Raw genomic sequence first — 15,712 nt, 5'->3', positions numbered from 1 at the left:
TCGCTGTTGTTGCCCGGCAGATATGGACGCCCTGCCCGGCTTGCAACCCGTTGAAAACCGCCCCGCCCACCCCTAGCGTCGCGCCATGAGCGATCTGCTGCTGACCGTCTATCTGCATCCGCCCATCCTGCACACCGCACGGGCGGGCAAGCTGGGCATCCTGAACCGCATCCGGTCGCTGCTGGAGCCGCGCGGCTGGCGCATCGACATCCGCCCGTCCGGGGACCAAGCCCGCGCGCTGGCACCCACCCTGCCCGGCCATGCCCTGTTCAACATGGAGCGTCCGACCCATGACCGCGCCCTGACCTTTCGCCTTGCCTATCACTATCCCTATTGGCGGCTGGAGCGTCTGGCCGAACGCTGGCGCTGGCCCATCGCGCAGACCCCCTTCGACCCCGCCCGGATCGAAGGCGACGCCGCCCAGACCTTTGCCCGCCGCCTGCGCGCCCGCGTGCTGCCGGGGCCGGACCCGGTGCGCGGCGATCACATCCTGATCCCGCTGCAGGGCCATATCCGCCGCCAGCGCAGCTTTCAGTCGGCCAGTCCGGTCCAGATGATCCGCGCCGCCGCCCGCACCGGCCGCCCCTGCATCGCCACCCTGCACCCCAAGGAGGTCTATGACGATGCCGACCGCACGGCCCTGGACCGCCTGGCGCGCGATCATCCGAACCTGACCATCGGCGGCGACACCGCGGCGCGCCTGCGCGATTGCGCCTTTGTCGTGACGCAGAACAGCGGCGTGGGCTTTGACGGGCTGATCCTGGGCAAGCCGGTGGTGCTGTTCGGCCTGTCGGATTACCACCACGTCACGCTGGATGCCGGGCGGCTCGGGGCGGAACGCGCGCTGACGATGGCCCCCGACCATACGCCGCCCACCGCAAAATTCCTGGATTGGTTCCTGCGCCGCACCAGCCTGGACATGATGGCGCCCGATGCCGACGACCGCCTGCTGGCGGCCATGAAAAAAGGCGGCTGGCCCGTCTGAGGGGCCGCCGCCTTTCCTGTCATCGCCAAGCGATCAGACGGATTCGTCGATCCAGCTTTTCAGTGCGGCCTTGGGGGCGGCGCCCATGCGGTTCGACACGACCTCTCCGCCCTTGAACATGAACAGCGCGGGGATGCCGCGCACGCCCAGGGCGGCGGCCTGTTCGGGGTTCTCATCGACGTTGATCTTCACGATCTTGACGCGGCCTGCGTATTCGTCGGACAGCTCTTCCAAGGCGGGGCCGATCTGCTTGCAGGGGCCGCACCATTCGGCCCAGAAATCGACGATCACGGGGGTGTCGGCCTGACGCACTTCGGCGTCGAATTCAGCGTCGTTCACATGCACGGTGGCCATGGTCTGGCTCCTTCGGGGGGATGGGCCGGCGGAACCGGCAGGACGGGTTATATCCAACAGGTATGGGCGGCAGGGGGTCTGGTCAAGGGGCCGGGGCCTGCCGGATCAGCCCCGCCATCACCCGATCCAGCAGCGGATCGGGCAGATCGGTCAGGCTGCGCGTGGCCGTCCACAGCACCGCCATGCGGATCGGACGGTCCGGCCAGATGCCCCGCAGCGCCGCGCGATAGGCCGCCATCTGGCGCAGGATGCCCTCCGGCACGGCCTCCGGCGTGGCGGGCACATCGGCATTGGTCTTGTAATCGACCGCCGTGATCAGCGCATCGGTGACCACCAGCCGGTCGATCACCCCGTTCAGCACCCCCAGCCCCGCGATGGGCGCGGTCAGCGCGACCTCGGACAGGATCTGCGCATCGGCGCCGGGCTGCAGCACCTGGGTCAGGGCAGGGGCCGACAGGACCGCGCGGGCCTCGTCCAGCAGATCGGCCAGATCGGGCGCGTCGGGCAGGCCGCCCTCGGCCCCCGACAGGATCGCACGGGCGATGCCCGGCCAGTCGGCGGCGGGATGGGCGGGCAGATGCTCCAGCAGCAGATGCAGGCGCGTGCCGCGCAGCATGGCGGCGTCGCGGTCGCCCTCGGACGCGGCGGCCAGCACCTTGGCGCCGCCCAAGCCGCTGGCGGTGACGGGGGCCGTGAAATCCGGCGCGGGCGGGGGCAGGCGCAGCGCCCAATCGGGCGCGGCCACCGGCGCCGCCGCGACCGGGGCAGGGCGATCGGCCTGCCCCGGCCAGTCGCCCCAGGACAGGCGCAGCCCGGTGCCGATGCCCTCGATCTCCAGATCGTGGCGGGTCAGGGCGGCGCGGCCCGCGCCCTCGGCGACCATCGCGTGCCAGCTGTCCAGCCCCGCGCCCGTCTCTCCGGCCGCCGCCACGATCAGCCAGCTTTCCGCCCGCGTCATGGCGACATACAGCAGGCGCCGCCGCTCCTTTTCCTGCCGCCGCTGCCATTCGGCCACGGCCATCGCGACCGCGTCGCAGCGTTCGGGCGCGGCGCCGCGCCAGACCGGCATGTCGTCCAGGCGCACCAGAGGCTGGCGGTTGTTGGGGCGGCGCATCTGCGTTTCGGGCAGGATCACGATGGGGCTTTCCAACCCCTTGGAGCCATGCACCGTCATCACCCGGATCAGCCCGCCCGCACCGCCGGGCAGCTGGCGTTTGACCTCGACCTCGTCCTGGGCCAGCCAGACCAGAAAGCCGGTCAGGGACGGGGTCTCCACCTGCTCATAGGCCAGGGCCTGGGACATCAGCTCATCGATGCCGTCCACCGCCTCGGGGCCAAGCCGGGCCAGCAGGGCGGCGCGGCCCCCGTGGCGGGTCAGCAGCCGCGCGATCAGGTCGTGCGGGCGCAGGTAATCGGCATTGTCGGCCAGATCGGACAGCACCTCGTAGGCCGGGCGATGCGCCGATTCGCGCAGCCGCGTCCACAGGTATTCCCGCCGCCCCCGCCCGGCCGCTAGGCGGTACAGGTCATCCTCGGACAGCCCGAACAGCGGCGACCGCAGGGCGGCGGCCAGCGACAGGTCATCCTCGGGCGTGGCCAGGACCGACAGGGTGGCGATGATGTCGCGCACGGCCAGCTCTCCGGCCAGGCGCAGGCGGTCGGCCCCGGCGACCGGCAGGCCCGCCGATTTCAGCTCCGCGATCAGCGCCGCGAACAGTGCGCCGCGCCGCTGCACCAGAATCTGGATGTCGCCCGCATGGACCGGGCGCGGCTGGCCCGATTTCGCATCCAGAATGGGCGTGCCCAGCATGGCGCGGATCTGGGTCGCGACATGGCGCGCCAGCTGGGTGTCCGCGTCGTTTTCGGACGGCGCATCGACGGGCTGCGTCCAGTCCTCGGGGTCGGTCCTGTCGGGTTTGGGCAAGGCGGGCCAGATGTCGACGCGGCCGGGCAGGGCGTCCTTGAACGCCACATGGCGGGGCGGATCGCCCAGGCCCTGCGCGGCCTCTCCCTGAAACACCGCATCGACCAGCGCCAGCACCGCGGGCGAAGACCGAAAGCTGTGGGCCAGCCCGCGTTGCTGCATGGGCGCCTGCGCGGCGTCGAAATCGGCGGCGAACCGGTCGCGCATCGCCTCGAACACGGTGATGTCGGCGCCTTGGAACGAATAGATCGACTGTTTCGGATCGCCCACCACGAACAGGGTGCGGGGCCGGTCATGCGCGCCTGCGCCGCTGGTGAATTCGTCGGTCAGGCGGCGGATCACCCGCCACTGACCGGGGCTGGTATCCTGTGCCTCGTCGACAAGGATATGGTCGATGCCGCCGTCCAGCCGCCACAGCACCCATTGCGCCATGCTGGATTCCTCCAGCAATTCGGCGGTGCGGCCGATCAGGTCGTCGAAATCCAGCCAGCCCTGCGCCGCCTTGGCCGCGTTCATCCGCACGGCAAAGGCATGCCCGAACCGGTGCAGCGCCAGCGTGCGCTCCGCCGCGGCCAGGGCCAGCGCCTGCGGGCGGGCCAGCTCCACCCGCTCCATCAGGGCGTCCAGATCGTCCATGAAGGGGGCGCAGGGGCCGGTGCGCAGGTCCTTGGTCGGCAGAGCACCGATCTTGGCGCCAAAGGGCACCTTGGCGCTGCCGCCGAACAGAAGGCAGCCGAACAGGCGGGACAGGTCGTCCATGCCAGGGTCGCGCCAGCGGACCTGCGCCAGCGCCTCGGCCAGCTTGGCATCGGTGGATTTGCCCGCGCGCAGCACCGGGATCAACGCATCGGCCAGATCGGCATCCGTCCCGGTGAAGACCTGCGACAAGAGCCCGTCCTGGGTCAGGCCCGGGGCCACGTCCAGCGCTGCCCAGATCGCCGCCGGGTCGGGGGCGTCGGCATAATCGGCCAGCGACAGCCCGGCCAGGAACCCGTCCAGATCGTCGCCCCCCTGCAGGCGGGTCAGATCGGTGATGGCGGGGTGGGATTCCTCGGCCATCTCCTCGATGATCTCGGCGCGCATGGCACGCGCGCTGCGGTCGTCCAGCTCCGCAAAGCCCATCGGCACCCCTGCCTCCAGCGGAAAGCGGCGCAGGACGGCGGCGCAAAAGCTGTGGATGGTCTGGACCTTGAGGCCGCCCGGCGTCTCAATCGCGCGGGCGAACAGGCGGCGTGCGGCGGGCAGGTCGGGGTCGCCCCCCTCGCCCAGCTGCGCCAGTTCGGACCGCAGGTCGGGTTCCGACAGCATCGCCCACCGCCCCAGACGGGCCAGCAGGCGGTTCTGCATCTCGGTCGCGGCGGCCTTGGTGTAGGTCAGACACAGGATGCGTTCCGGCGGCGTCCCCGCCAGCAGCAGCCGCGCCACCCGGTCGGTCAGCACCCGCGTCTTGCCCGACCCCGCATTGGCCGTCAGCCAGGTCGAGCGCAGCGGGTCCGCCGCCAGCGTCTGGTTCAGCGTCGCCTCATCCATGATCGCCGACCTTTCGCGGAACCGCCACATCGGTCAGCGCCCATTCGCCATAGCGCGCCAGATGGTCGTAATCGCCCGCATAGGACGTGCTTTGCGGGGCGCGCATGGCGGTGAACCCGGCCTCGCCGTCGACATAGGATCGCAGCAGGCGGATGAAGCCGTCCCAGGTCTCTCCCTCGATCTGGTCGCTGTGCTCGCGCAGGTGGGTCCGGCCCTCTCCGCCCAGCTGGATATAGCGCAGGCCCGCGACATCGACGGGGCCAAGCGCGTCGAACCCGCCGCGGCGCGCCATCGCGGCCTCAAGCATCAGCTGCTTGTCGAAATGGCGCAGCTGGGCGTCGGTGGGGGGCGTGCCGGATTTGTAGTCATAGACCACGACCCGGTTGTCGGTCAGCAGGTCGATGCGGTCGGGCTTGGCGGTCAGGGTGACGCCCATGCCGGGCAGGGCGACCTTGCCGCGATTCTCGACCACCATCGGCGTGCCTTCGGCCAGGCGGGCCAGCTCATCGGTGACGATGCGGTCGGCGATCCGCGCGATGCGCGCCTGCCAAAAGGCGCGGGCGGCGGGCCAGGGCACCTCATCGGCCAGCACCTGATCGGTCAGCGCCAGGAACCGCGCCTTGAGGACCTCGGGCGGGGTGTCGGGGGTGGGGCGGCTGTTCAGCAGCGCCTCGACGATGGCATGCAGGGTCTGGCCGCGCAGCGAGGCGTCGGGCTGCGGCCGCAGGGGCGGCAGCGGGCGCAGGCCCAGCACGCGTTTGGCATAGACCGCATAGGGGTCGCGGATCAGCAGCGACACATCCGTCACCGGCAGGTCCGGGAACAGCGGCGCAGGCGGGATGGGCGAGGGGCGCCGTGCGGGCGCGACCGGCGCGGGCGGGCGGGCCACCGCCTCGGCCAGGGCCAGCCATTCCGCGCCGCGCGCCCGCATCGCGGCCAGCGCCTGCGGGCCGCCCCGGTCGGGCAGGCCGCCCATCAGGTTCAGCATCCGGTTCAGCCAGCGCGAGGGGATCGTCTCGGCCTCGGCATCGCGTTTCGCGCGGGTCAGGATGACGCGTTCAGCGGCGATGCCCTGCTGAAAGTCATGCGCGGCCAGCCCGATCTGGCGTTCGGGCAGCGGCAGGCCCGCCGCCGCGCGCATCTGGCGCGACAGCCACGGGTCGGGGGACAGAGGCTGCGGCCAGCCACCCTCGTTCAGGCCCGACAGGATGACCGTGCCGTGGGCATACAGCCGCGCCTCTCGCGGGCCGCGGATGCGCAGGCAGTGATGGCCGGCCACATCCTCGCGCACGGCCTTGGCCTGCAATTCGGTGACCAGCAGGGCGCTGAAATCGCCGGGGCCGATATCGGGGCCAAGACCCGCATGTTCCGCCAGGTGGTTCAGCACGGCGCGCGCCATCTGGCCCGCCTTGTCCTGCCACAGGCGCGACTGGTCGACATCGCCCGCAGGACCCGCCGCCAGAGCCTGCGCCAGCCCCATCAGGTCCGACAGCCGGTCGGGCAGGGGGCGCGGCCCCCGGTCGCGGGCCAGGGCGGTGATGCGCACCAGCATCGCGGCCAGCCATTCGGCCCAGATCTTGCGCGTCTCGTCGCCCTTGGTGGCCCAATCGGCCAGCGTGTCCGCATCGGGAAAGGCCGGGCCGTTGCGGCGCAGCTGCAACTCCAGCTCTCGGGTCTCGCGCAGCATCTGGTTGCGGCCGATGGCGGTCGATCCGGTCGCGGTCAGCGGATGTTTCAGCAGGATCAGCAGCCGGTCGATGGTCAGCGGCTGGCCGAACAGCGCCGCCACCTGGCGCAGGAACAGGCCCGGCGCGGTCAGGGGCAGGGGTCGGCCCGCGCTGTCATCGGGCCGGATGTGCCAGCGGTCCAGCGCCGCCGTCACGCGGCGGATCAGCCCGCTATCAGCGGCGATCAGCGTGATCAGGTCGCCCCGTTCGGCGGCGTCGCGCATGATCAGGGCGATGGTCTCGGCCTCCTGGCCGGGCTGGTCGGCCTCGATCAGGGTCAGATCGGCGGTGGCCGCGACCAGATCGGGCAGGGCGGGGCCTTCGGCGATCCACTGGTCGGTGACGGGCGCGGGGCGCAGCGCCAGCGACACCAGCCGGTTGCGCGCGGCGGACGGCGGCTGCGCCTGCGTCCAGCGCCGGGGATAGCCCGCCGCGGCGATCAGCGGCGCGAACCGCGCCTGCGGGTGGTCGTCGGCGCGCTCCAGCCCGTCCCAGACCGGGGGCGGCTGGTCGAAATCAAAGCCGGGCAGGACGACCGCGCCGTTGGGCAGCGCCGCCACCGCCTGCATGTAGAGGCGCGTGGCCCCGTGCGAGCCGGTCGAACCCGCAACGATCACCGGCCCCGGCGGCAGGCCGATGCCCTGGGGCCAATCGCGGGCGGCGGCCTCGGATGCGGCGCGCTGGCGGGCGGGGCGGTCCTGGGACGGATCGCCCAGGTGGAACTGCGCGGCGATGCGCAGAAACGCCAGCGCGTTCTGCCAGTGCCGCGCATGATCGCCGGTGTCGATCGCCTCAAGGTCGGACAGGTCGCGGCCTTCGGTCTGCATCTCGACCATCAGCTGGGACAGGGACTGCGCCAGCACCGGGATCGAATGCCCCGCCCCCAGATCGGGGCGCAGCGCCAGCATCTGCGCGATCAGGCGGGCCAGCTGCAGCCGCCGCGCCAAGGGCGGGACCGGCGGGTCGGGCATGACCAGCGGCCCCGGATCGACCCCCGTGATCGAGCGGATCTGCGGCAGCAGCAACGGCCCGGCCCGGTCAAACGCCCGGCGCAGCGCGCCCATCGTCGTCGCGGCATTGGTCAGGATGGTGACGCGGGCCAGCGCCTCGGACGGCTGGTCGGACATACGCTCCAACAGCCCCTGGACAAAGCAGTCCGCGAAATCGAGGCCCGGCGGCAGGGCATAGAGGCCCTGCATCTCAGCCATCCAGCAGCGCCTCGGCCAGGGGGATCGCGGCCGGATAGCCCACGTCGCACCAGCCCCCCGGATGGACCATGCCATAGGCGCGACCATCCGCGATCATCAGGTCCCACAGGCGGTTCAGCGAAAAGACCCGGTCCGGGATGTCCGCCAACCGGTCGGTGCGGATGATCTGCGCGCCCGCATAGACGTGATCGCCCTGCCGCGTCAGGCGGCCCTCGGTCAGGCTGAAATCGCCCGCGCCCTGCCGCCCCGTGGCGCGATCCAGCGGCACCAGCGCCAGCAGCGCGTCCATCCGGTCGTCCCAACCCGCAGCCAGCGCCGACAGCACGTTCGGCCCCGTCCAGACCACGTCGGGGTTCAGCGTCATCACCGGTCCCCGCCCCAGCAGAGGCAGCGCCTGACGCAACCCGCCGCCGGTGTCCAGGATCAGGCCCGGTTCCGGGCTGATGGCCACGTCCTGCCCCTCTAGGTGCCGCTCGATCTGGGCGCCCAAGTAATGGGTGTTGACCACGATGGGCGCGGCCCCCGCGTCGCGGCCCAGATCCAGCGCGCGGTCCAGCAGGCTGCGGCCCGCGACCTGGACCAGCGGCTTGGGCCGGTCGTTCGTCAGCGGGCGCATCCGCGTGCCCAGACCGGCGGCAAAGATCATCAGGGGCGGCATGGCGCGATCCTTTCCCGCAGGGCGGCGTCGGGTGCCGGCACGCCCGACAGCGCGTCGCGCAGGGGCGCCAGCGCCGGATGGGTCAGATTGCGCTGCAGATGCGCCCAGACCCGCGGCATGAAGGCCAGATAGCGCGGCTTGCCGTCCCGCACCGCCAGCCGCACGAACACGCCCAGGATGCGCAGCGCCCGCTGTGCCCCGATCAGCGCATAGGCGGCGCGGAACGCGGCCTCCTCCGCGCCGGTCGCGGCCAGATAGCGGGCGATCTGGGCCTGCTCCACGGCGGGGTCCACGTCACGGCGGGCATCCTGCAGGCTTGAGACCAGATCATAGGCCGGATGGGCCGCGACCGCGTCCTGATAGTCCAGCAGGCCCAGGGGGGCGTCACCGCGCCAGACCAGATTCTCGGCATGGAAATCGCGCAGGCTGATCGCCGGGGGCTGGTCGCGGCACAGCGCGTCATGCAGGTCGGCGATCAGCGCGGGCAGGCCGGGCAGGTCGGCCCCCGGATAATAGTCGGTGAACAGCACCGCCAGATCGCCCATCGCCGGGCCGTCCAGGGGCGCGACGAAACCGGGGACCGGCAGGCGGTGCAGCGCCACCAGCAGATCGGTGATGCGGTCGTGGATCTGCTGCGCCAGATCGGGCCTGTCGGCCAGCACGCGGGCGACCAGATCGTCGCCCAGATCCTCCAGCAGCAGGAACCCCTGCGCAACATCGCGCGCCAGCACGGCGGGCGCACCGAAACCGTGGCCGCGCAGCCAGTCGGTCATCGCCAGGAACGGCGCGACGGACCCCGATGGATCGTCCATCAGCACCCCCACCCCCGGCAGGCGGTAATACCGCCGGGCCGAGGCGTCGCCCGCCAGCGGCAGCACCCGCGCATCACCATGCCCCGCCGCCACGACGAATGCGGCCCGCGCGGCCAGACGGTCGGCGCCGGGGAAATCCATCGCGATCAGGCGCAGGTCCGGATCGGGCTGGGGCAGCAGCGCGATGGTCCGCGCGCCGGGCGGCACCACGTCCAGCCGGTCAGGCCATTCGATCAGGCAGATCGCGTCATCCATCGCCTCGTCCAGGCCCAGCTCGGTCAGTTCGGACGGGTCGGTCAGGCGATAGAGGTCGGCGTGCCAGATCTGCGTGCCCATCGGGTCGTCATAGGTCTGGACCAGGGTAAAGGTCGGGCTGGGCACGTCCTCGGCCAGATCGCCCTGACGGGCGCGGATGAAGGCGCGGGCGAAATGCGTCTTGCCCGCGCCCACAGGGCCGTCCAGCAACAGGGTCGCAGGCGGCGACAGGTCGGCGGCCAGCATCCGTGCCAGGGCGGCGGTCAGGGTCTCGGTGGCGATCAGGCGCGTGCTCATGGGGCGGTTCTAGCCGGTCGGCGCGCCGGGGGGAACAGGGCGCGAAACCGTGTGATGCGGCGCGGCCCCCGCTGCGCTAGGCTGACCCCAAAAGGAGGCCCCATGATCCGCACCGCCCTTGTCCTGATGCTGTCGGCCACCCCGGCGATGGCCACGCAGGAATACATCCTGCCCACCCTGTTCGACGTGGCCCGCGTGGCCCCGGACGACGTGCTGAACATCCGCGCCGATCCGAACGCCAGCGCCCCCATCATCGGCACGCTGGCCCCCGACGCCACCCGCATCGAGGTGGTCCAGGAACGCCAGGGCTGGGCGCGCGTCAACACAGGCGAGGGGTCGGGCTGGGTCTCGGCCCGCTATCTGGATTACCGCGTCGATGTCTGGGAGGAGGACCGCCTGCCCGACGGGTTCCAGTGCTTTGGCACCGAGCCGTTCTGGGGTGCCGCGCCACAGGACGGCGCCCTGGTGCTGACCGGCCCCGATATGGAGGACGACATCCGCCCCATTCAGGCGGTCCTGTCCACCGGGGTGTTCCGCGACCCGACCCGCGCCGTGGTGGCCGAGGGGGTGACCCTGATGGCCACCCCGCAGGAATGCAATGACGGGATGTCGGACCGCCTGTTCGGGCTGCGCGCGCAGGTGGTGATCCACGGCGACAGCCCGCGGATGCTGTCGGGCTGCTGCTCTGTTCAGCCCTGAAGGCCCAGCACGTCCATCATGTCGTATTCGCCGGGGCCCTTGTCCTGGCCCCAGACCGCGGCGCGCAACGCGCCGCGCGCAAAGATCGCGCGGTCGGTCGCCAGATGGCGCAGCACGATGCGCTCGCCCTCGGCGGCAAAGATCACATCATGTTCGCCCACCACGTCGCCACCCCGGATCGCGGCGAACCCGATGCTGCCGGGCGCGCGGGCGCCGGTGATGCCCTCGCGGGCGGGCACGCGCAGGTCGTCCAGTGTGGCGCCCCGCCCCTCGGCCGCGGCCTGGCCCAGCATCAGCGCGGTGCCGGACGGCGCGTCGACCTTGTGGCGGTGATGGCTTTCGACGACCTCGATGTCCCATTCGGTGCCCAGGGCGGCCGCGACCTTGCGGGTCAGGCCGACCAGCAGGTTCACGCCCAGGCTCATGTTGCCGGCGCGGATGATCGGCGCATGGCGCGCGGCGGCGGCCAGCGCGTCCAGATGCCGCTGCTCCAGCCCGGTGGTGCCGATGACATGAACCGCGCGCGCCTGCGCGGTCAGTTCGGCAAAGGCAACGGTCGCATCAGGGCTGGTGAAATCGATCACCGCCTGCGCCTGCGCGATGGCACCGACCGCATCGTCGCTGACCGTGACGCCCACGGGTGCGGCCCCCATCGCCGTGCCGATATCCTGCCCGATCCAGTCGTGGCCGGGCCGGTCCAGCGCGCCCACCAGCCGCAGATCGGCGCTGTCCAGGATCAGCCGGATCAGCATCTGCCCCATGCGCCCCGACGCGCCGGTCACCACAACGCCCGGCAATTGCGGCTGATCGGTGTTCTGCAAATCGCTCATGGTCCACCCCTGTTGGCTTTGGTCGCGTGATACAAGGTTGCGGCGCGGCCCGCGACCCCCTACATCGGGGCGCATGGCACAGAACCGCAATTCCCAGGGTCAAGGCTCCAAGGCGCAGCGCCAGCTGCGCGTGGGCGAACTGATCCGCCGCACCCTGTCCGACGTGCTTGCGCGGGCGGATGTGCATGACCCCGACCTGAACCGCCACTCGATCACCGTGGCCGAGGTCTCGATGTCGACCGACCTCAAGGTGGCGACGGCCTTCGTGCTGCCCCTGGGCGGTCGCGACGCGCCCGAGGCGCTGCTGGCCCTGCGCCGCAACACGCCCGAGCTGCGCCACCTGGTCGCCAAGGCCATGACGCTGAAATACGCGCCCGAGCTGCGGTTCCAGCTGGACGAGACCTTCGACCGCATGGACGACACCCGCCGCCTGTTCGAGGACGAGCGCGTCCGCCGCGACGTCGAGGCGCCTGACCGCGAAGACGATGACGCCTGATCTGCCGCGCCTGGCGGCGGTGGCCGCGGGCATGCTGGTCGCGACGCTGCTGCCCGCGGGCGCGGCGCAATGCGAACGGGTGGATCATGACGGCCAGGGCTATGTCCTGTGTGCCGTCGAGGCCGCGCAGGAACCCGCGCTGCGGCTGTTCCAGGACGGCGCGGATGGCGCGCCGCTGCGCACATTCGCCAATGTGCGCCGGACGCTTGGTCCGGACGAGACGCTGTCCTTCGCCATGAACGCGGGCATGTTCCATGCCGATTACCGGCCCGTGGGCCTGCTGGTCGTGGACGGGGTCGAGCTGTCGCCCATCGTCACCGGGGCCAGCCGCGACAATTTCGGGATGCTGCCCAACGGGGTCTTTTGCACCGGCGGCGCGCAGCCCTTTCAGGTGATCGAATCGCGGGCCTTCGCCGAGGCGCGGCCCGATTGCCGGCTGGCCAGCCAGTCGGGGCCGATGCTGGTCATCGACGGCGACCTGCACCCCCGGTTCCTGGTCGACAGCGACAGCCGCTATATCCGCAACGGCGTGGGCGTGGCGCCCGACGGGCAGACGGCGTGGTTCGCCATCTCGAACCGGCCGGTGACGTTTCACGAATTCGGGCGGTTCTTTCGCGACGGGTTGGGCGTGCGCGATGCGCTGTATTTCGACGGCTCGATCTCCAGGCTCTATGCGCCATCGGTGCGGCGGGCGGATTTCGGGCGCAGCATGGGGCCGATCATCGGCCTGGTCGAGCAGGACGGTTGACCCGTGCGGGCCGCGGGTCTATCCCCCGGCCCTTGTTTTGCAGGAGTTACCATGGCGCGCAAGAAGGGCCGGGACATCAACGGCTGGCTGATCGTGGACAAGCCCGCGGGGGTCAATTCGACCGCCGTGGTGGCCAAGGTGCGGTGGGCGCTGGACGCGAAAAAGGCGGGCCATGCCGGCACGCTGGACCCCGACGCAACCGGCGTGCTGGCCATCGCCCTGGGCGAGGCGACCAAGACCGTGCCGATCGTCACGGATGCGCTGAAATGCTATGATTTCGTGGTGAACTGGGGGTCGGAGACGACGACCGACGACGCCTCGGGCACCGTGGTGCGGACCGCCGATGCGCGCCCCTCTGCCGCGCAGATCGAGGCCGCGCTGGCGGGGTTCACCGGCGACATCATGCAGGTCCCGCCCGCCTTTTCCGCCGTCATGGTCGAGGGCGAGCGCGCCTATGATCTGGCCCGCGAGGGCGTCGAGATGGAGCTGGCGGCGCGCCCGCTCTGGGTGGACAGCCTGACCCTGCTGGAGGCCGGGCATGACACCGCGCGGCTGGAGATGGTCTGCGGCAAGGGCGGTTATGTGCGCTCCATCGCGCGCGATCTGGGTCGCGTGCTGGGCTGTCTGGGCCATGTCGCGCATCTGCGCCGCACCTGGTCGGGGCCGTTCGAGGCCGAGCATGGCGTGGCCTTCGACCGCGTGGACCGCGAGGCGCAGGACTGGCTGGAGACGCAGATCCTGCCGCTGGAGACCGGGCTGGCCGATCTGCCGATGCTGCGCGCGACCGTCGAGGGCGGCATCCGCATCCGCAACGGCAATCCCGGCGAGGTGACGGGCGGCGCCGAATGGGGCGAGCTGGTCTGGGTTCAGGACGCCAAGGGGCCGGTCTGCATCGGCCGTTATCAGGGCGGGATGGTTCAGCCGGACCGGGTGTTCAACCTGTAAGCCGGGCTGGGGGGCGCTGCCCCCGTCCCTGCGGGACTCCCCCGGGATATTGTCATGAAGAAGAAGGGGGGCGGCGCGCGCCCTGGAACGGGCCTTGGCCCGCGGCGTCGATGCGGGACAGGGCATGGGCGATGGGCTCCTGCGTGACGCTCATGGTCCAGGCGGTCGCGTGGATCATCATGTCGGCGGACAGGGCCATGGCGACATGGCCGGGCCAGAACAGCAGGTCGCCGCGGTCGATGGTGTCGGTGGGGGGAAAGGCCTCGCGCTGCAGGTCGCTGTCGCCGGGGCAGGCGATGTCGCAGGCGGTCAGCGCGGCCTGGACCAGGCCCGAGCAGTCGATGCCCGACCGGCTGTTGCCGCCCCACAGATAGGGTGTGCCGGCCAGGCTTTCGGCCACGGCGACCGGGTCGCGGGCGGGCTGGTCGCCGATATGTTGCACGGGGACATGGCCGCCAGTGGCGAGGGCGGCAAAGCCGTCGCGGACCCCGGTCACCGACAGGCGGGCGCCCAGGGAGAGGGACATCCGCTCGGGGCGCTTCATGTCGGGTTCCAGATAGACATGGGTGGCGGGGGCCGTCACCCGATGCGTGACGGGGGGGAGGTCACGGGTCAGCGCGGTGTCGGGCAGCCAGCCGCAATAGCCGTCCAGGGCGGCCTGCACAAAGCTCATCCCGTCGCGGCGGTCGATCACGGTCAGATCGGCCCCGAACAGCACCTGCCGGTCGCGGCGGCCGTCGGGCGCGGTCAGCAGGTCCGCCAGCGGGATGGCCAGGCGCGCGGGTTCGCCCGGGGTCCAGGCCGGTCGGTCCAGCAGGCCGCGCAGGCTCTCCAGCGCCACGCGGTCGGTGGCGGGGGTCAGGCGGCGGTCCATCAGCGCGCCAGAATCTGCGGCAGCGCGGCCATGAGGGCGCGCGCGGCCTGTCCGACGCCGCCCTTGGGGCGGCCGGGGGCGGCGGAGGGCTGCCAGCCATAGATGTCGAAATGCGCATAGCGGCCCGCGCCCTCCGCGAAGCGGCGCAGGAACAGGGCGGCGGTGATCGAACCCGCCATGCCGCCCGAGGGAGCGTTGTCCAGATCGGCGATGGCCGGTTCGATCTGCGGCTCATAGGCCTCCCAGAAGGGCATGCGCCAGACCGGGTCGCCCACCGCCATGCCCGCCGCCTGGATGGCCGCAGCCGTCGCATCGTCGTCGCAATAAAACGGCGGCAGGTCGGGGCCAAGCGCCACCCGCGCGGCGCCGGTCAGGGTGGCCAGGGTGATCATCAGGTCGGGGTTTTCCTCGGCCGCGTAGGTCATGGCGTCGGCCAGGACCAACCGCCCCTCGGCATCGGTGTTGTTGACCTCGACCGTCAGGCCCTTGCGCGAGGGCAGCACGTCGCCGGGGCGGAAGGCGTTGCCCGCGACGCTGTTCTCCACCGCCGGGATCAGCACGCGCAGGCGCAGGCCGGATGCCGCCCCGCTGCGCGCCAGCATCTTCAGCAGGCCAAGCGCGGTCGCCGCCCCGCCCATGTCCTTCTTCATCAGCCCCATCGACGCGCCGGGTTTCAGGTTCAGGCCGCCGGTGTCAAAGCAGACCCCCTTGCCCACGATGGTCAGCATCGGCCCCGCATCGCCCAAGCGGATGTCGATCAGCCGCGGTTCGCTGGCCGAGGCGCGGCCCACCGCATGGATCAACGGAAAGTTCTGCTTGAGCAGCTGGCCGCCGCAGATCACCTCGACCCGCGCGCCGATGTCGTTGGCCAGGGCGCGGGCGGCGGCCTCCAGCTTGTCGGGGCCAAGGTCGCTGGCGGGGGTGTTGATCAGGTCTCGGGTCAGGAACTCGCCCCCGGCGATGGCCAGCAGGCGGTCGGCATCGACGCCCTGGGGGCAGACCAGGCGCGGGCCCTGCACGGGCGCGCCCTTGTAGCGGGTGAAGCGGTACTGACCCAGCAGCCAGCCCAGGGCCAGCTGATCGGGGTCCAGCCCGTCGGGCAGGGCGGCCAGATGCCAGTCGCCCACCGGCAGCGAGGCCGCGCGGGCCAGCGCAAAGCGATCGCGCCCGGCCTGCGCGCGGTCACCCAGGCCCATGATCGCACCGCGCAGCCCGCCTTGTGCATCGGGCAGCAGGCAGATCTGCCCGGTCTTGCCCGTGAAACCGCTGGCCTGGGGCCAGCTGCCCGCGTCATCGGGCAGAGGGTCGCCGGACCAGACCAGCCATAGCGGCAGGGTGGTGTCGGAGGCGGGCGCGAATTCCGGGGTCAT

At 71.6% G+C, this 15,712-nt stretch carries 13 protein-coding genes; 5 read left to right on the top strand and 8 right to left on the bottom strand.

What is annotated here, in order from left to right:
• Positions 1-85 precede the first annotated feature (85 nt).
• Complete coding sequence (locus FA740_RS07185; RefSeq protein ID WP_136856093.1) at positions 86-985, top strand: hypothetical protein; 900 nt, start codon at positions 86-88, stop codon at positions 983-985.
• A 33-nt stretch (positions 986-1,018) separates the two neighbouring features.
• Here the strand turns inward: FA740_RS07185 and trxA are convergent, their stop codons facing one another.
• The 5 genes from trxA to tsaE form a co-directional block, all read right to left on the bottom strand.
• Complete coding sequence (gene trxA, locus FA740_RS07180) at positions 1,019-1,339, bottom strand: thioredoxin (protein WP_136856092.1); 321 nt, start codon at positions 1,337-1,339, stop codon at positions 1,019-1,021.
• An 82-nt stretch (positions 1,340-1,421) separates the two neighbouring features.
• On the bottom strand, positions 1,422-4,793 hold the full coding sequence (gene addA / locus FA740_RS07175) for a double-strand break repair helicase AddA (protein WP_246053508.1): 3,372 nt from the start codon (positions 4,791-4,793) through the stop codon (positions 1,422-1,424).
• On the bottom strand, positions 4,786-7,728 hold the full coding sequence (gene addB, locus FA740_RS07170; RefSeq protein ID WP_136856091.1) for a double-strand break repair protein AddB: 2,943 nt from the start codon (positions 7,726-7,728) through the stop codon (positions 4,786-4,788). The genes addA and addB overlap by 8 nt, the downstream gene beginning before the upstream one ends.
• Positions 7,721-8,386 carry a nucleotidyltransferase family protein gene (locus tag FA740_RS07165; RefSeq protein WP_136856090.1) on the bottom strand — a complete coding sequence of 222 codons (666 nt, stop codon included), beginning with the start codon at positions 8,384-8,386 and terminating at the stop codon, positions 7,721-7,723. The genes addB and FA740_RS07165 overlap by 8 nt, the downstream gene beginning before the upstream one ends.
• On the bottom strand, positions 8,374-9,750 hold the full coding sequence (gene tsaE / locus FA740_RS07160) for a tRNA (adenosine(37)-N6)-threonylcarbamoyltransferase complex ATPase subunit type 1 TsaE (protein ID WP_136856089.1): 1,377 nt from the start codon (positions 9,748-9,750) through the stop codon (positions 8,374-8,376). Before tsaE ends, FA740_RS07165 begins: the two co-directional genes overlap by 13 nt.
• Positions 9,751-9,852: 102 nt before the next feature.
• Here tsaE and FA740_RS07155 point away from each other — a divergent pair, with 102 nt between their 5' ends.
• A complete protein-coding gene (locus tag FA740_RS07155) occupies positions 9,853-10,449 on the top strand; it encodes a COG3650 family protein (RefSeq protein ID WP_169306245.1) in 597 nt (198 codons plus the stop codon).
• On the opposite strand, the gene dapB is transcribed toward FA740_RS07155, so the two are convergent.
• Positions 10,440-11,279 (bottom strand): 4-hydroxy-tetrahydrodipicolinate reductase, encoded by an 840-nt coding sequence (gene dapB, locus FA740_RS07150; RefSeq protein WP_136856087.1) that lies wholly within the window; start codon positions 11,277-11,279, stop codon positions 10,440-10,442. The genes FA740_RS07155 and dapB overlap by 10 nt on opposite strands.
• A 73-nt stretch (positions 11,280-11,352) precedes the next feature.
• Between dapB and rbfA the strand changes: the two genes are divergently transcribed.
• Genes rbfA through truB form a run of 3 tightly spaced genes read left to right on the top strand, consistent with a single transcriptional unit; the run spans position 11,353 to position 13,468 of the window.
• The gene (gene rbfA, locus FA740_RS07145) at positions 11,353-11,775 is read left to right on the top strand and encodes a 30S ribosome-binding factor RbfA (RefSeq protein WP_136856086.1); all 423 of its coding nucleotides are present in this window, start codon (positions 11,353-11,355) and stop codon (positions 11,773-11,775) included.
• Positions 11,765-12,523: a phosphodiester glycosidase family protein gene (locus FA740_RS07140; RefSeq protein WP_136856085.1), complete on the top strand. Its 759-nt coding sequence runs from the start codon at positions 11,765-11,767 to the stop codon at positions 12,521-12,523. The genes rbfA and FA740_RS07140 overlap by 11 nt, the downstream gene beginning before the upstream one ends.
• 51 nt (positions 12,524-12,574) lie before the next feature.
• Positions 12,575-13,468: a tRNA pseudouridine(55) synthase TruB gene (gene truB, locus FA740_RS07135; protein ID WP_136856084.1), complete on the top strand. Its 894-nt coding sequence runs from the start codon at positions 12,575-12,577 to the stop codon at positions 13,466-13,468.
• A gap of 52 nt (positions 13,469-13,520) precedes the next feature.
• Here the strand turns inward: truB and FA740_RS07130 are convergent, their stop codons facing one another.
• Together FA740_RS07130 and FA740_RS07125 are read right to left on the bottom strand one after the other, a co-directional pair.
• A complete protein-coding gene (locus FA740_RS07130; protein WP_136856083.1) occupies positions 13,521-14,342 on the bottom strand; it encodes a C40 family peptidase in 822 nt (273 codons plus the stop codon).
• The gene (locus tag FA740_RS07125; RefSeq protein ID WP_136856082.1) at positions 14,342-15,712 is read right to left on the bottom strand and encodes a leucyl aminopeptidase family protein; all 1,371 of its coding nucleotides are present in this window, start codon (positions 15,710-15,712) and stop codon (positions 14,342-14,344) included. Before FA740_RS07125 ends, FA740_RS07130 begins: the two co-directional genes overlap by 1 nt.

This window comes from Paracoccus hibiscisoli (assembly GCF_005048265.1).
In the GTDB taxonomy this organism is placed as follows: Bacteria; Pseudomonadota; Alphaproteobacteria; order Rhodobacterales; family Rhodobacteraceae; genus Paracoccus; species Paracoccus hibiscisoli.
The sequence above is the reverse complement of the archived record's forward strand: the minus strand, read 5'-3'. Positions and strand labels throughout refer to the sequence as shown.

Coding starts and splice junctions, on each gene's coding strand:
- FA740_RS07165 (WP_136856090.1), bottom strand. CDS start 8,386: ATGCCGCCCCTGATGATCTTTGCCGCCGGTCTGGGCACGCGGATGCGC.
- rbfA (WP_136856086.1), top strand. CDS start 11,353: ATGGCACAGAACCGCAATTCCCAGGGTCAAGGCTCCAAGGCGCAGCGC.
- trxA (WP_136856092.1), bottom strand. CDS start 1,339: ATGGCCACCGTGCATGTGAACGACGCTGAATTCGACGCCGAAGTGCGT.
- FA740_RS07185 (WP_136856093.1), top strand. CDS start 86: ATGAGCGATCTGCTGCTGACCGTCTATCTGCATCCGCCCATCCTGCAC.
- FA740_RS07155 (WP_169306245.1), top strand. CDS start 9,853: ATGATCCGCACCGCCCTTGTCCTGATGCTGTCGGCCACCCCGGCGATG.
- addB (WP_136856091.1), bottom strand. CDS start 7,728: ATGGCTGAGATGCAGGGCCTCTATGCCCTGCCGCCGGGCCTCGATTTC.
- FA740_RS07125 (WP_136856082.1), bottom strand. CDS start 15,712: ATGACCCCGGAATTCGCGCCCGCCTCCGACACCACCCTGCCGCTATGG.
- FA740_RS07130 (WP_136856083.1), bottom strand. CDS start 14,342: ATGGACCGCCGCCTGACCCCCGCCACCGACCGCGTGGCGCTGGAGAGC.
- tsaE (WP_136856089.1), bottom strand. CDS start 9,750: ATGAGCACGCGCCTGATCGCCACCGAGACCCTGACCGCCGCCCTGGCA.
- addA (WP_246053508.1), bottom strand. CDS start 4,793: ATGGATGAGGCGACGCTGAACCAGACGCTGGCGGCGGACCCGCTGCGC.
- FA740_RS07140 (WP_136856085.1), top strand. CDS start 11,765: ATGACGCCTGATCTGCCGCGCCTGGCGGCGGTGGCCGCGGGCATGCTG.
- dapB (WP_136856087.1), bottom strand. CDS start 11,279: ATGAGCGATTTGCAGAACACCGATCAGCCGCAATTGCCGGGCGTTGTG.
- truB (WP_136856084.1), top strand. CDS start 12,575: ATGGCGCGCAAGAAGGGCCGGGACATCAACGGCTGGCTGATCGTGGAC.